This window comes from Pseudomonas chlororaphis subsp. chlororaphis, assembly GCF_003945765.1.
GTDB classification, from domain to species: Bacteria; Pseudomonadota; Gammaproteobacteria; order Pseudomonadales; family Pseudomonadaceae; genus Aquipseudomonas; species Aquipseudomonas chlororaphis.
Genome location: NZ_CP027712.1, coordinates 1,012,906 through 1,026,414 on the forward strand (window position 1 = coordinate 1,012,906; position 13,509 = coordinate 1,026,414).

Here is a 13,509-nt window from a genome sequence, read left to right on the forward strand (position 1 = left end):
GATGAATCAGAACGCTGAGTATTCCGCGGTCAACGATGCTGTGCGCGGGCAGTTTTTCCGTCGTGTCTGGGAAATGACTACGCCTTACTGGCGCAGCGAGGAGAAGGGCAAGGCCTGGTTGCTGCTGTGCGCGGTGGTGGCCCTGACCCTGTTCAGCGTGGCGATCTCGGTGTGGATCAACAGCTGGTACAAGGATTTCTACAACGCCCTGCAAAAGAAGGACGAAGCGGCGTTCTGGCAGCTGATCCTGTATTTCTGTGGGATTGCCGCGGTGGCCATCCTGGCCGCGGTCTACCGGCTCTACCTGACCCAGATGCTGACCATCCGCTGGCGGGCCTGGCTCACGGAAAAACACTTCGCCCGCTGGCTGGGCCACAAGAACTACTACCAGCTGGAGCAGGGCGGCTACACCGATAACCCGGACCAGAGGATTTCCGAAGACCTCAACAGCTTCACCAGCAATACCCTGGGGCTCGCCCTGGGCCTGCTGCGTACCGTGGTCAGCCTGGTGTCGTTCTCGATCATCCTGTGGGGCGTGTCGGGCAGTATCGAAGTCTTCGGCTACACCATTCCCGGCTACATGTTCTGGTGCGCCCTGGTGTACGCCGCCGTCGGCAGCTGGCTGACCCACTTGATCGGTCGACGCCTGATCGGCTTGAACAACAACCAGCAACGTTTCGAGGCAGACCTGCGTTTTTCCATGGTGCGGGTGCGGGAGAACGCCGAGAGCATTGCCCTGTATGACGGCGAGCCGAATGAGAACAAACGCCTCAGCGCTCGCTTCGGCATGGTCTGGCACAACTTCTGGGACATCATGAAAGTGTCCAAGCGCCTGACCTTCTTCACCTCGGGCTACGGCCAGATCGCGATCATTTTCCCCTTCATCGTCGCGGCCCCGCGTTACCTGACGGGCAAGATCGAACTGGGCGAGCTGATGCAGATCAACTCGGCATTCGGCAACGTCCAGGAGAACTTCAGCTGGTTCATCACCGCCTATTCCGAGCTTGCGGCATGGCGCGCCACCTGCGACCGGCTGCTGAGCTTCCGCCAGGCCATGAGCGAAAACGAAGAGCGCGCGCCAGCCATCGACGTGCAGAGCCAGGGTGAAACCCTGCAGGTGCATAACCTTGGCCTGGACCTGGCGGACGGCCGGCACCTGCTGGCCGGTGCCGAAATGACCGTGACCCCCGGTGAGCGCCTGATGCTCAGCGGCCGTTCCGGCAGTGGCAAAAGTACCCTGCTGCGGGCGATGGGGCGGCTCTGGCCGGCCGGTCACGGCAGCATTCGCATGCCTGCCGAGCGTTATCTGTTCCTGCCGCAAAAGCCTTACCTGCCGATCGGCAGCCTGCGCGAAGCCTTGAGTTATCCACAGTCGGGCGACACCTACCCGCAGGAGCGTTACGTGCAGGTGTTGGAAACCTGCCGGTTGCCGCACCTGGTGTCTCGCCTGGACGAGAGCAATCACTGGCAGCGCATGTTGTCCCCGGGCGAGCAGCAGCGCCTGGCCTTTGCCCGTGCGTTGCTCTATGCGCCGCAATGGCTGTACATGGATGAGGCCACCTCGGCCATGGACGAAGAAGACGAGGCGACCCTGTACCAGGCGCTGATCGACCAGTTGCCGGGGCTGAGCATTGTCAGCGTCGGGCATCGCAGCAGCCTCAAGCGTTTCCACCCGCGGCACATCCGCATCGAGCGCGGGCATCTGGTCGACCAGGCGGTGACGGTGTAGTCAACAGTGATCGTACAACCCGGCTGAGCTATGATGCGTCATCAGTTTTCGGAGAAAGAACTTCACCATGGACAACCAGAACACGGCGCCCCGCCTTCCACGCAAGCGCCGTAGCCTCGCCCAGGAGCTGGTGACCGTGCTGTCGGAGCAGATTCGCGACGGTCAGCTCAAGCGCGGTGACAAGTTGCCCACCGAGTCGGCGATCATGGAGGCCCATGGCGTCAGCCGGACCGTGGTGCGCGAAGCCATTTCCCGCTTGCAGGCCGCCGGCCAGGTGGAAACCCGCCACGGTATCGGCACTTTTGTGCTCGACACGCCAAGCCCGAGCGGCTTCAGGATCGATCCGGCGACCGTGGTGACCTTGCGCGATGTGCTGGCGATCCTGGAACTGCGCATCAGTCTGGAAGTGGAGTCGGCCGGACTGGCCGCGCAGCGGCGCAGCGGCGAGCAACTGGCGGCGATGCGGGCGGCGCTGGATGCCCTCAATGAAAGCGCGGCCCACGACAGCGATGCGGTGGCCTCGGATTTCCAGTTCCACCTGCAGATTGCCCTGGCCACGGGCAACCGCTATTTCACCGACATCATGACCCACCTGGGCACCAGCATCATTCCGCGCACCCGCCTGAATTCGGCACGCCTGGCTCACGACGATCAGCAGCACTACATGAGCCGCCTGAGCCGCGAGCATGAAGAAATCTATGAAGCCATTGCCCGCCAGGATTCGGACGCGGCCCGGGCGGCCATGCGTCTGCACCTGACCAACAGCCGCGAACGGCTGCGCCATGCCCATGAAGAGGCAGAGGCGCAGCGCGGATAAGCGCAACAGGCGCCAGACCGGGGAGGTTGGGCGCCTGTGTCAGGTTATCGTGCCGTTATTGCGGGCAAGTCGGATCGCCGCCCGCTCGCCCCCACAGAAACACTGCTGGTCTTCGGTAGGAGCGAAGCTTGCCCGCGATGCTTTTAGCGGTTTTTGAGAATCGAGCGATCCACCCTCACGGCCAGTTGCCCGGCGCCGGGTTTGGCATTGAAGGTCACATGCCCTTGCTGGTCGACGGTTGCCCGCGCGACGGGAGAGCCGTTGACCAGCAGTTCCAGGGGCGCGCCCTGCAGGGATTGGCCCGAGGCCAGTGCTAGAGTCAGATTGATAGCCATGTCGATGTCCTTATCAGGCATTGCGGTCGATGTAAGTGGTGGCGGTCTTGTCGATCGAGGCGATCAGCTCCGGCGAGCCACCGCGGAACTGGCGGAAAATGTTACGTCCGCTGGAACCGCCGCTGGTGTCCACCGGCACATTCAGGGTCGGCTGGAAGCGCTCGCTCAGTTCGGCGTAGGCGGACCACGGGCCGATGTACGACTCGTTCAAACCGTTGGTGTAGCTGAAGGCATAACGCACGGCATTGCCGGGCAGCCAGTTGGGTTCGCTGGGTGTCTGGCTCTGCCAGCCATCGGCCTGGATGCTCGGGGCAAGCGTCGGTGCTTCCAGGTAGCCCGCTGGCTTGTTGGGCTTGTAGTCCTTGAGCAGCAGGTAGGTGCTCCAGCCCCACCAGTTGTCGATGGTCTTGGTGTCGTTCAGGTTGTTCACGTCGCTGCGTCGCAGCACCTTGTCGCCCTGCATCACGAACAGTGGTGAAAAGTTGCCGCTCTTCGCCGCGTTCAGGTCCGGCAACAGCTTCAGCGCCGTGAAGTTGCCGGGCGTCGGGGCCGCACCGCTGAGGTAGCTTTCGAAGATTTCGTCCGCCGAGCGTTGCACGGCCAACTTGACCTGCTTGCGGTTGTTGCTGTCGAGGGTGTCGAAATAACGCTTGTCGCCATAGGCATGCCAGCGGTCGCCCTGGGCGTTGCTGACGTTGAGGCCGAACTTGCTGTCCTCGTCGTGCATGAAGCGGGTGATCAGCGAACCGAGATCGCTCGGCGTGACCACCGCCGCCAGTTGCTTGCGCGGTACCCGCACATGGCCGGCGGAGAACAGGTCGGTGAGGAAGTGATCGGCGAAGGCGTTCATGGCGTAGGCCAGTTCCAGCTGCTTTTCGTCGGCGTTCTTGTGCGCCAGTACCGCCTGCTGCAGGGCCGCGGTGTGCCCGGCGATATAGGCCAGCAGCGCCCACTCGCCGAAATGGTCGGCATTGTTGGCCGCCAGCTTCAGGTAGCGGCCCAGGGGGAACAGCGCCGAGGCGAAGCTGCCGCCGCCGGTGATCTTGTTCCACTCTTCGGACAACGTATCTCCCAGGGCGTCATAGGCCTCGTGAGGTTGCCTGCCGTCCTTGAGCGCCTGGTTGGCGGCGGCGATTTCCTTCTGCATTACCGCGAGAATCTGTTTCGCCTCGTCCTTGGCCGCCGGCAACACGGCGAGGGAGTTGAACGCGGCGGTAAAACGCTGCAAACGATCCACCGGCGTCGCGCCTTCGCAGATCGGCTGGTCGGGGATGCCATAGAAATCGCCGCCCAGCGCCACCACCTGGCCGTAGGTCAGGGCCAGGCCATTGGGCAGGTGCAATTCGACCTGCCAGGCTGGAACGCCGGGGGCGTCCTTGACGAAACGCAGCAGGGTGGCATCGCCGATGGCGGTGTGCTCGCCACCCTCGAAACGCAGCTGGGGCAGGGCCTTGAGGTTTTTGCCCGGTGCCGCGGGGAGGAGCCCGGGCTGGTGATACTTGATGGTGTGATGACCGTCGGCGATCAGCACCAGGTGGTCGCCATCACCGGAAATGGCAATGCCGCGTTCGCTGAAAAGGCTGTCCAGATCGGCAACGACCTGGCTTTTGTGCTGCAGCTGTTCCCGCTGCTGAGTGTGTAGACCTGACATTTCTAGCTCCTTGATATGTCGTAGGTATTTCAAGAAATTAACTGTATGTATATACAGTTAATTGCGAGCATAAAGCAAAATCCTGACTCGTCAAGCAGGTATTTTTTGCCGCGTATTTTGGCGATGGCTGACGAATTGCTGTTGACGATTGTTTTTTAAGTTGTACGATGACTTACAACTTCGGCCAAGGCTGATGTGTTTTTCATCACAATGTGCGTCCCAGGGTGTTCGAATAATGAATCCACAAGAACTGAAGTCCATCCTCTCCTCCGGCCTGCTGTCTTTCCCGGTGACCGATTTCAACGCCCAGGGCGATTTCCATCGCGCGGGCTATATCAAGCGCCTGGAATGGCTGGCCCCATACGGCGCCTCGGCGCTGTTCGCGGCAGGCGGCACCGGTGAGTTTTTCTCCCTGGCGGCCAGCGAATATTCGGAAATCATCAAGACTGCGGTCGACACCTGCGCCACCAGCGTGCCGATCCTGGCCGGCGTCGGCGGCTCGACCCGCCAGGCCATTGACTACGCCCAGGAGGCCGAACGCTTGGGTGCCAAGGGCCTGTTGCTGCTGCCGCACTACCTGACCGAAGCCAGTCAGGATGGGGTCGCCGCTCATGTGGAAGCGGTGTGCAAATCGGTGAAGATCGGTGTGGTGGTCTACAACCGCAACGTCTGCCGCCTGACCGCGCCGCTGCTGGAGCGCCTGGCCGAGCGCTGCCCGAACCTGATCGGCTACAAGGACGGCCTGGGCGATATCGAGCTGATGGTGTCGATCCGTCGCCGCCTCGGCGATCGCTTCAGCTACCTGGGCGGCCTGCCGACCGCCGAAGTCTACGCCGCGGCCTACAAGGCCCTGGGCGTGCCGGTGTACTCCTCGGCGGTGTTCAACTTCATCCCGAAAACCGCGATGGATTTCTACCACGCCATTGCCCGGGAAGATCACGCCACGGTCGGCAAGATCATCGATGACTTCTTCCTGCCTTACCTGGATATCCGCAACCGCAAGGCCGGTTATGCCGTGAGCATCGTCAAGGCCGGAGCCCGCATCGTCGGCCATGACGCAGGCCCGGTGCGGGCGCCGTTGACCGACCTGTTGCCGGAAGAATATGAAGCGCTGGCGGCGTTGATCGACGCCCAGGGCGCGCAGTAATCCATCCCCGGGGCCGCTGAGCAATCAGCGGCCTTTTGCGTAAGGCTTTTGTGTAAGGAGAGGGCGCGTGGCAGAGGTAAAACGCTTCGATAACTACATCGGTGGCCAATGGCTTGCCGGTGCCGACTACTCGACCAATATCAACCCGTCCGAGTTGTCCGATGTCATTGGCGAATACGCCAAGGCCGACCTGGCTCAGGTGCATGCCGCGATCGATGCGGCGCGCGATGCATTCCCGGCCTGGTCGACTTCCGGTATCCAGGCGCGCAGCGATGCCCTGGACAAGGTCGGTAGCGAGATCCTCGCCCGCCGCGAAGAGCTCGGCACCCTGTTGGCCCGGGAGGAGGGCAAGACCCTGCCCGAAGCCATCGGCGAGGTGACCCGCGCCGGCAACATCTTCAAGTTCTTTGCCGGCGAGTGCCTGCGCCTTTCGGGGGATTACCTGCCGTCGGTGCGTCCGGGGGGCAACGTCGAAGTGACCCGCGAAGCCTTGGGCGTGGTCGGCCTGATCACCCCGTGGAACTTCCCGATCGCCATCCCTGCGTGGAAGATCGCCCCGGCCCTGGCCTACGGCAACTGCGTGGTGCTCAAGCCCGCCGAGCTGGTGCCGGGCTGTGCCTGGGCCCTGGCGGAAATCATCTCCCGCGCCGGCTTCCCGGCCGGGGTGTTCAACCTGGTGATGGGCAGCGGCCGGCTGGTCGGCGATGCCCTGGTCAACAGCCCGAAAGTCGACGGCATCAGCTTCACCGGTTCCGTGGGCGTGGGCCGGCAGATCGCTGTCAGCTGCGTCTCGCGCCAGGCCAAGGTGCAACTGGAGATGGGCGGCAAGAACCCACAGATCATCCTCGACGATGCCGACCTCAAGCAGGCGGTGGAGCTGGCGGTACAGAGTGCCTTCTATTCCACCGGGCAGCGTTGCACCGCTTCCAGCCGGCTGATCGTCACTGCGGGCATCCACGACCGGTTCGTCGCGGCGATGGCCGAACGCATGGGTTCGATCAAGGTCGGCCATGCGCTGCGGGCCGGCACCGATATCGGTCCGGTGGTGTCCCAGGCGCAGCTCGAACAGGACTTGAAATACATCGATATCGGCCAGTCCGAAGGGGCGCGGCTGGTCAGCGGTGGTGGCCTGGTGACCTGCGATACCGAAGGTTATTTCCTCGCGCCGACCCTGTTCGCCGACAGCCAGGCCTCGATGCGCATCAGCCGCGAAGAGATCTTCGGCCCAGTGGCCAACGTGGTACGGGTGGCTGATTACGAGGCGGCGCTGGCCATGGCCAACGACACCGAGTTCGGCCTGTCGGCGGGCATCGCCACCACGTCGCTGAAATACGCCAACCACTTCAAGCGCCATTCCCAGGCCGGGATGGTCATGGTCAACCTGCCGACGGCCGGCGTCGATTACCACGTACCTTTTGGTGGCCGCAAAGGTTCATCCTATGGTTCCCGCGAGCAAGGTCGCTACGCGCAGGAGTTCTACACCGTGGTGAAGACTTCCTACATCGGATCCTAAGCCCCGCCGTACCCCCGCCGGCCGTTGCCTGAGGCTCGGCGGGGTCGATGAAACGCATGTTTACCCGCATAAAAATAACTAGTGGGAGTACATCCATATGCAAGCGACCAAGCCGACTCGCGTCCGCTACCTGATCCTGTTCATGCTGTTCCTAGTGACCACGATCAACTATGCCGACCGCGCCACCATCGCCATCGCGGGTTCCAGCCTGCAAAAAGACCTCGGCATCGACGCCGTCACCCTCGGTTATATCTTCTCCGCATTCGGTTGGGCTTATGTAGCGGGGCAGATCCCCGGCGGCTGGCTGCTCGACCGCTTCGGCTCGAAAAAAATCTATGCCATGAGCATCTTCACCTGGTCGCTGTTCACCGTGCTGCAGGGTTATGTCGGTGAGTTTGGCGTCTCCACCGCGGTGGTGGCGCTGTTCATGCTGCGCTTCCTGGTGGGGCTGGCCGAGGCACCGTCCTTCCCCGGCAACGCGCGGATTGTCGCGGCCTGGTTCCCCACTGCCGAGCGCGGTACGGCTTCGGCGATCTTCAACTCGGCGCAGTATTTCGCCACGGTGCTGTTCGCCCCGCTGATGGGCTGGATCGTCTATCACTTCGGCTGGCAGCACGTGTTCATCGTGATGGGGGTGATCGGCATCGTCTTCTCGCTGGTCTGGCTCAAGGTCATCTATAGCCCGCGCCAGCACCCGCTGATCAACGAGGCCGAGTTCAAGCACATCGCCGACAACGGCGGCATGGTCGACATGGACCAGGACGGCAAAGGCAAACGCAGCGACGGCCCGAAATGGGACTACCTGCGCCAGTTGCTGAGCAATCGCATGATGCTCGGCGTGTACCTGGGCCAGTACTGCATCAACGGCATCACTTACTTCTTCCTGACCTGGTTCCCGGTGTACCTGGTGCAGGAGCGTGGCATGACCATTCTCAAGGCTGGCTTCATCGCGTCCTTGCCGGCCATCTGCGGTTTTATCGGTGGGGTGCTTGGCGGGGTGATTTCCGACTACCTGCTACGCAAGGGGCATTCCCTGACCTTCGCCCGCAAGGCGCCGATCATTGCCGGCCTGCTGGTCTCCAGCAGCATCGTGGCCTGCAACTATGTGGACATCGAATGGATGGTGGTGGGCTTCATGGCCCTGGCGTTCTTCGGCAAAGGCGTGGGCGCGCTCGGCTGGGCGGTGGTGTCCGACACTTCGCCGAAGCAGATCGCCGGCTTGAGCGGCGGCCTGTTCAACACCTTCGGCAACCTGGCGTCGATCACCACGCCGATCGTCATCGGCTACATCATCAGTTCCACCGGCTCGTTCAAATGGGCGCTGGTGTTCGTCGGCTGCAACGCGCTGCTGGCAGTGTTCAGCTACCTGGTGATCGTCGGCCCGATCAAGCGCGTGGTGCTCAAGGAACCACCAAGCAACGGCCCCGAGCTGACCCAACTTTCCCAAGCGCATTCCTGAAGGGGCGGCGTCATGCAGTTGATTGAACATTCCGATTCGCCGCGCTACATCCGCCTGCACGAGCGGGACAACGTGGTGGTTGTGGTCAATGACCAGGGCGTACCGGCAGGCACCGCGTTCGCCGACGGCCTGGTGACCCTGGACTTCGTCCCCCAGAGCCACAAGGTGGCGCTGGAGGATATCGCCGAAGGTGGCCCGGTGATCCGCTACGGCCAGACCATCGGTTATGCCTTGCAGCCGATCCTGCGCGGCAGCTGGGTCAGGGAAGAGCAGTTGCGCATGCCCAGCGCGCCGCCGCTGGACAGCCTGCCGCTGTCCACCGAAGTGCCGGCGGCCCAGGCGCCGCTGGAAGGCTTTACCTTCGAGGGTTATCGCAATGCCGACGGCACGGTCGGCACGCGCAACATTCTGGGGATCACCACCACCGTGCAATGTGTGGCCGGAGTGCTCGAACATGCGGTCAAGCGCATCAAGGACGAACTGCTGCCCAGGTATCCCCATGTCGACGATGTGGTGGCGCTGACCCACAGCTATGGCTGCGGCGTGGCGATCACCGCCACCGATGCCTATATCCCGATCCGCACCGTGCGCAACCTGGCGCGCAACCCGAACCTGGGGGGCGAAGCCCTGGTAATCAGCCTGGGCTGCGAGAAGTTGCAGGCCGGGCAGGTGATGCACGAAGGCGACAGCTCGGTGGACCTCAGCGAGCCCTGGCTGTACCGCCTGCAGGACGCCAGCCACGGTTTTACCGAGATGATCGAGCAGATCATGCAGCTGGCCGAAGTGCGTTTGCAGAAGCTCGATCAGCGGCGCCGGGAAACCGTGCCGGTCTCGGAGCTGGTCCTCGGTATGCAATGTGGTGGCAGTGATGCCTTTTCCGGAATCACCGCCAACCCGGCCCTGGGCTATGCCTCGGACCTGTTGCTGCGGGCCGGCGCGACAGTGATGTTTTCCGAAGTCACCGAGGTGCGCGATGCCATCTACCTGCTGACTTCCCGCGCCGAATCCACAGAAGTGGCCCGGGAGCTGGTGCGCGAGATGGACTGGTACGACCGCTACCTGGCCAAGGGCGAGGCCGACCGCAGCGCCAATACCACGCCGGGCAACAAGAAGGGCGGGTTGTCGAACATCGTCGAGAAGTCCCTGGGGTCCATCGTCAAGTCCGGCAGCAGTGCGATCAATGGCGTGCTGGGGCCGGGCGAGCGCTTTACCCGCAAGGGCCTGATCTTCTGCGCGACGCCGGCCAGCGATTTTGTCTGCGGCACCTTGCAGCTGGCGGCGGGGATGAACCTGCATGTGTTCACCACCGGGCGTGGCACGCCTTACGGGCTGGCGATGGCGCCGGTGGTCAAGGTCTCGACCCGCTCCGAACTGGCCCAGCGCTGGCCGGACCTGATCGACATCGACGCCGGGCGCATCGCCACCGGGCGGGCGAGTATCGAAGAGCTGGGCTGGGAGCTGTTCCGCTTCTACCTGGACGTGGCCAGTGGCAAGCAGCAGACCTGGGCCGAACGGCACAAGCTGCACAACGACATCACCTTGTTCAATCCGGCGCCGATTACCTGAACCGTAATGGCTGTTGCAGGAGGCGATATTCAGCGTGGCTGAGTACGCCAGCGCCCCTTCGGGTCGATCGCAGCCTGCGGCAGCGGCTACCCGGATTGCGACCTGCCAATCAACCGAGCCCGACACAAACCCTGTAGCCGCTGCCGCAGGCTGCGATCGACCGCATCGCGGGCGTGGCCTTTGAGGGCCGCGAACGCCTGCGGCCCGATGGGTCGGCTTGCGGTCCGGGCAAATCTATCGGGCTTAAGCGCGCGGGCTGGCTTATCATTAGCCGCCTAACGACAGGTTCAAGGTTGACCCGGCATGCTGGCCATTTTTCTCGAAACGCTGAATATCACCGCGCCGGTATTCGCCATGTTGTTTCTCGGTGTGCTGCTCAAGCGCATCGGCTGGATCAACGACGGTTTTATCCACACAGCGTCGGCCCTGGTGTTCAACGTCACCATGCCGGCGCTGCTGTTTCTCGGGATTCTGCATGCCGACCTGCATTCGGCGCTCAAGCCCGGGCTGCTGATCTATTTCGCCGTGGCCACCCTGGCCAGCTTTGCCTTCGCCTGGGGCTGGGCGATCTGGCGCTGCCCGCGGGAAGACCGGGGTATCTACACCCAGGGCGCCTTTCGCGGCAACAACGGGGTCATCGGCCTGGCGCTCGCGGCCAGCATGTATGGCGACTACGGGATTTCCCTCGGGGCGATTCTCGCGGCGCTGGTGATCCTGTTCTACAACACCCTGTCGACCATCGTCCTGGCGGTGTACAGCCCGGTGATCAAGTCCGATCCGTGGAGCATCTGCAAAAGCGTGGTCAGCAACCCGTTGATCATCAGCGTCCTGGCGGCAGCGCCTTTCGCCGTGTTCCAGATCGGCCTGCCGACCTGGCTGGAGACGTCTGGCCAGTACCTGGCGCAGATGACCCTGCCGCTGGCCTTGATCTGCATTGGTGGCACCTTGTCCCTGGCGGCGCTGCGCGAGAGCGGCGACCTGGCCTTGAGTTCGAGCCTGGTGAAAATGGTCGGCCTGCCGATCCTCGCCACCTTGGGGGCCTGGCTCTGCGGATTCCGCGGGGCGGAACTGGGGATTCTGTTCCTGTATTTCGGCAGCCCGACCGCGGCGGCGAGTTTTGTCATGGCCCGGGCGGCCAATGGCAATCATGAGCTGGCGGCGGCAATCATCGTCATCACCACGCTGATGGCGGCGGTGACCACCAATATCGGGATCTTTCTGCTGCAGTGGGGCGGGTGGATCTGATCGGGGCTCTGTAGGGGTGAGCAGGCGGCGATCCGACTTGCCCGCGATAGTGATATGTCTGATACGCCGCTATCGCGGGCAAGCCTCGCTTCTACAACGGATCATTCCGGCTTCTGGTAAGTGTCGATCACTTCCTGGGCGGCGCGGAACGCGTCGATCGCCGCCGGTACGCCGGCATACACCGCGCAATGCAGCAGTGCCTCGCGAATCTCTTCCACCGTGCAGCCGTTATTCAGGGCGCCGCGGACATGGCCTTTGAGCTCCTGCGGGCACTTGAGCGCGGTCAGGGCGGCGAGGGTGATCAGGCTGCGGGTTTTCAGCGGCAGGCCTTCGCGGTTCCAGACTCCGCCCCAGGCATGTTCGTTGACGAAGTCCTGCAACGGCTGGCTGAACTCGGTGGCATTGCCCAGGGCGCGGTCGACAAAGGCATCGCCCATCACCTGGCGGCGCATCTGTACGCCCTGCTTTTTATTCTCGGTCATTGCGCTTCCCCTTTTTTATGTTGGCGGCGCCAGGCCCGCAGCGAACTGAACAGCAGGAACGCCACCAGCACTGGCAGGACGTAAAACAGCATCAAGTTTTCCAGCTTGCCGGCCAGCGGCATGCCGGTGGTGAAAGACACCACGTGCAGCCCATAGGCCAGGTACAGGCCGAGAAACAGCAGGCCTTCGGCGCGGGTGACCCGATAACCGGAATAGAACACCGGCAGGCACAGCACCGCGACGCCGAGCATTACCGGCAGGTCGAAGTCCACGGCATTGGGTGATACCGACAAGGGCGTCGGCGCCACCAGGGCGGTGAAACCCAGGACCCCCAGCAGATTGAACAGGTTGCTGCCGATGACGTTGCCCACGGCAATGTCGCGTTGGCCACGCAAGGCCGCGATCAGCGAGGTGGCCAGGGCCGGCAGGGAGGTGCCGACGGCGACTATGGTCAGGCCGATGATGCGCTCGGACAGCCCCAGGTCGGTGGCGACTTCCACCGCCGCCTCGACCAGCAGATGGCCGGCGAACACCAGCATGAGCAGGCCACCGATCATCCACAGCAGGCTGCTCAGCCAGTGCGCGCGGGGTGCGTCGGAACCTTGCTGGGACTGTGGGCGCGCCGAGTGCCGTGACTGGCGCAGCAGCAACCCCAGGTAGAGGATCAGGGTCGCCAGCAGGATCAGGCCGTCGAGGGGCGTCAGTTCTTCGTTGTAGGCCAGGGTGAACACCAGCAGGCTGGCGAGGATCATCAACGGGATATCCAGCCGCACCAGCTGGCGCGATACCCGCAGCGGAATGATCAGGGCGGACAGGCCGAGGGTTACCAGGATGTTGAAGATGCCGCTGCCGATCACGCTGCCGACGGCGATGTCGGTGTTTTCCGCCAGGGTGGCTTGCAGGCTGACGGCCATCTGCGGGGCGCTGCTGCCGAAGGCGACGATGCTCAGGCCGATGATCAGCGCTCGTACGCGCAGGCGGGCGGCGAGGCGGACCGCGCCGCGTACCAGCAATTCGGCGCCGGCGACCAGCAGGACCAGGCCGCTGAACAATTGAAGGACGCTGAGCAGCGGTAAATCGGTTAATCCGAAAATGATCAGGGCTCCGTGGGTCAGTCGCTGATGGCTTGCACGCGCACCTTGGCGGTGCCGCTTCTGATCATACCCAACTGTTGCGCGGCGGCACGCGACAAATCGATCAGGCGGCCACGGGTATGCGGACCGCGGTCGTTGATCCGGACCACGACGCTCTTGTCGTTATTGAGGTTGGTGACTTTGACGCGGGTGCCGAATGGCAGCTCGCGGTGCGCGGCGGTCATGCCGTGCTGGTTGAAGGGTTCGCCGCTGGCGGTGCGTTTGCCATGGTGCTTGGCGCCGTAATAGGAGGCGACGCCGGTCTTGTCGTAACCCCGCGGATCGATGACATGGCTGGCGCAGCCGGCCAGGAGTGAGAAAAGGGCCAGGCAGCCCAGCAAGCGTTTCATCAATACGGGACCCCAGATACAAGAGTAGGAGCGAGCTTGCTCGCGATAGCGTCCTGTCTGAGACAACGCAATCGCGAGCATG

At 63.2% G+C, this 13,509-nt stretch carries 12 protein-coding genes; 7 read left to right on the forward strand and 5 right to left on the reverse strand.

From position 1 onward, the window contains the following. Window position 1 precedes the first annotated feature (1 nt). Window positions 2-1,729, forward strand: a complete 1,728-nt coding sequence (locus tag C4K27_RS04420; RefSeq protein WP_053259637.1) for an ABC transporter ATP-binding protein/permease — start codon at window positions 2-4, stop codon at window positions 1,727-1,729. Between the two features lie 67 nt (window positions 1,730-1,796). Beyond that, complete coding sequence (locus C4K27_RS04425; RefSeq protein ID WP_053259638.1) at window positions 1,797-2,546, forward strand: FadR/GntR family transcriptional regulator; 750 nt, start codon at window positions 1,797-1,799, stop codon at window positions 2,544-2,546. Window positions 2,547-2,689: 143 nt separating this feature from the next. Here C4K27_RS04425 and C4K27_RS04430 read toward each other — a convergent pair whose 3' ends face one another. Together C4K27_RS04430 and C4K27_RS04435 are read right to left on the reverse strand one after the other, a co-directional pair. Then, entirely contained in the window at window positions 2,690-2,881 is a 192-nt protein-coding gene (locus tag C4K27_RS04430) for a hypothetical protein (protein WP_053259639.1), read from the reverse strand. Between the two features lie 13 nt (window positions 2,882-2,894). After that, window positions 2,895-4,532 (reverse strand): hypothetical protein, encoded by a 1,638-nt coding sequence (locus C4K27_RS04435; RefSeq protein ID WP_053259640.1) that lies wholly within the window; start codon window positions 4,530-4,532, stop codon window positions 2,895-2,897. 235 nt (window positions 4,533-4,767) lie between these two features. Between C4K27_RS04435 and kdgD the strand changes: the two genes are divergently transcribed. The 5 genes from kdgD (at window position 4,768) to C4K27_RS04460 (ending at window position 11,462) form a co-directional block, all read left to right on the forward strand. Then, entirely contained in the window at window positions 4,768-5,679 is a 912-nt protein-coding gene (kdgD, locus tag C4K27_RS04440; protein ID WP_053259641.1) for a 5-dehydro-4-deoxyglucarate dehydratase, read from the forward strand. 67 nt (window positions 5,680-5,746) lie between these two features. Next, complete coding sequence (locus tag C4K27_RS04445) at window positions 5,747-7,192, forward strand: aldehyde dehydrogenase family protein (protein ID WP_053259642.1); 1,446 nt, start codon at window positions 5,747-5,749, stop codon at window positions 7,190-7,192. A 97-nt stretch (window positions 7,193-7,289) separates the two neighbouring features. After that, window positions 7,290-8,651, forward strand: coding sequence for an MFS transporter (locus tag C4K27_RS04450; RefSeq protein ID WP_053259643.1), 1,362 nt, complete (start codon window positions 7,290-7,292; stop codon window positions 8,649-8,651). A 12-nt stretch (window positions 8,652-8,663) separates the two neighbouring features. Next, on the forward strand, window positions 8,664-10,217 hold the full coding sequence (gene garD / locus C4K27_RS04455) for a galactarate dehydratase (protein ID WP_053259644.1): 1,554 nt from the start codon (window positions 8,664-8,666) through the stop codon (window positions 10,215-10,217). A 303-nt stretch (window positions 10,218-10,520) separates the two neighbouring features. Beyond that, on the forward strand, window positions 10,521-11,462 hold the full coding sequence (locus C4K27_RS04460; RefSeq protein ID WP_007929928.1) for an AEC family transporter: 942 nt from the start codon (window positions 10,521-10,523) through the stop codon (window positions 11,460-11,462). Window positions 11,463-11,563: 101 nt separating this feature from the next. On the opposite strand, the gene C4K27_RS04465 is transcribed toward C4K27_RS04460, so the two are convergent. The 3 genes from C4K27_RS04465 to C4K27_RS04475 are packed head-to-tail and all read right to left on the reverse strand — an operon-like array spanning window position 11,564 to window position 13,427. Continuing rightward, complete coding sequence (locus C4K27_RS04465) at window positions 11,564-11,944, reverse strand: carboxymuconolactone decarboxylase family protein (RefSeq protein ID WP_053259645.1); 381 nt, start codon at window positions 11,942-11,944, stop codon at window positions 11,564-11,566. After that, complete coding sequence (locus C4K27_RS04470; protein ID WP_053259646.1) at window positions 11,941-12,996, reverse strand: calcium/sodium antiporter; 1,056 nt, start codon at window positions 12,994-12,996, stop codon at window positions 11,941-11,943. Before C4K27_RS04470 ends, C4K27_RS04465 begins: the two co-directional genes overlap by 4 nt. Before the next feature lie 59 nt (window positions 12,997-13,055). Beyond that, complete coding sequence (locus C4K27_RS04475; RefSeq protein ID WP_037035547.1) at window positions 13,056-13,427, reverse strand: septal ring lytic transglycosylase RlpA family protein; 372 nt, start codon at window positions 13,425-13,427, stop codon at window positions 13,056-13,058. Window positions 13,428-13,509 lie beyond the last annotated feature (82 nt).

Coding starts and splice junctions, on each gene's coding strand:
- C4K27_RS04420 (WP_053259637.1), top strand. CDS start 2: ATGAATCAGAACGCTGAGTATTCCGCGGTCAACGATGCTGTGCGCGGG.
- C4K27_RS04425 (WP_053259638.1), top strand. CDS start 1,797: ATGGACAACCAGAACACGGCGCCCCGCCTTCCACGCAAGCGCCGTAGC.
- C4K27_RS04430 (WP_053259639.1), bottom strand. CDS start 2,881: ATGGCTATCAATCTGACTCTAGCACTGGCCTCGGGCCAATCCCTGCAG.
- C4K27_RS04435 (WP_053259640.1), bottom strand. CDS start 4,532: ATGTCAGGTCTACACACTCAGCAGCGGGAACAGCTGCAGCACAAAAGC.
- kdgD (WP_053259641.1), top strand. CDS start 4,768: ATGAATCCACAAGAACTGAAGTCCATCCTCTCCTCCGGCCTGCTGTCT.
- C4K27_RS04450 (WP_053259643.1), top strand. CDS start 7,290: ATGCAAGCGACCAAGCCGACTCGCGTCCGCTACCTGATCCTGTTCATG.
- garD (WP_053259644.1), top strand. CDS start 8,664: ATGCAGTTGATTGAACATTCCGATTCGCCGCGCTACATCCGCCTGCAC.
- C4K27_RS04460 (WP_007929928.1), top strand. CDS start 10,521: ATGCTGGCCATTTTTCTCGAAACGCTGAATATCACCGCGCCGGTATTC.
- C4K27_RS04465 (WP_053259645.1), bottom strand. CDS start 11,944: ATGACCGAGAATAAAAAGCAGGGCGTACAGATGCGCCGCCAGGTGATG.
- C4K27_RS04475 (WP_037035547.1), bottom strand. CDS start 13,427: ATGAAACGCTTGCTGGGCTGCCTGGCCCTTTTCTCACTCCTGGCCGGC.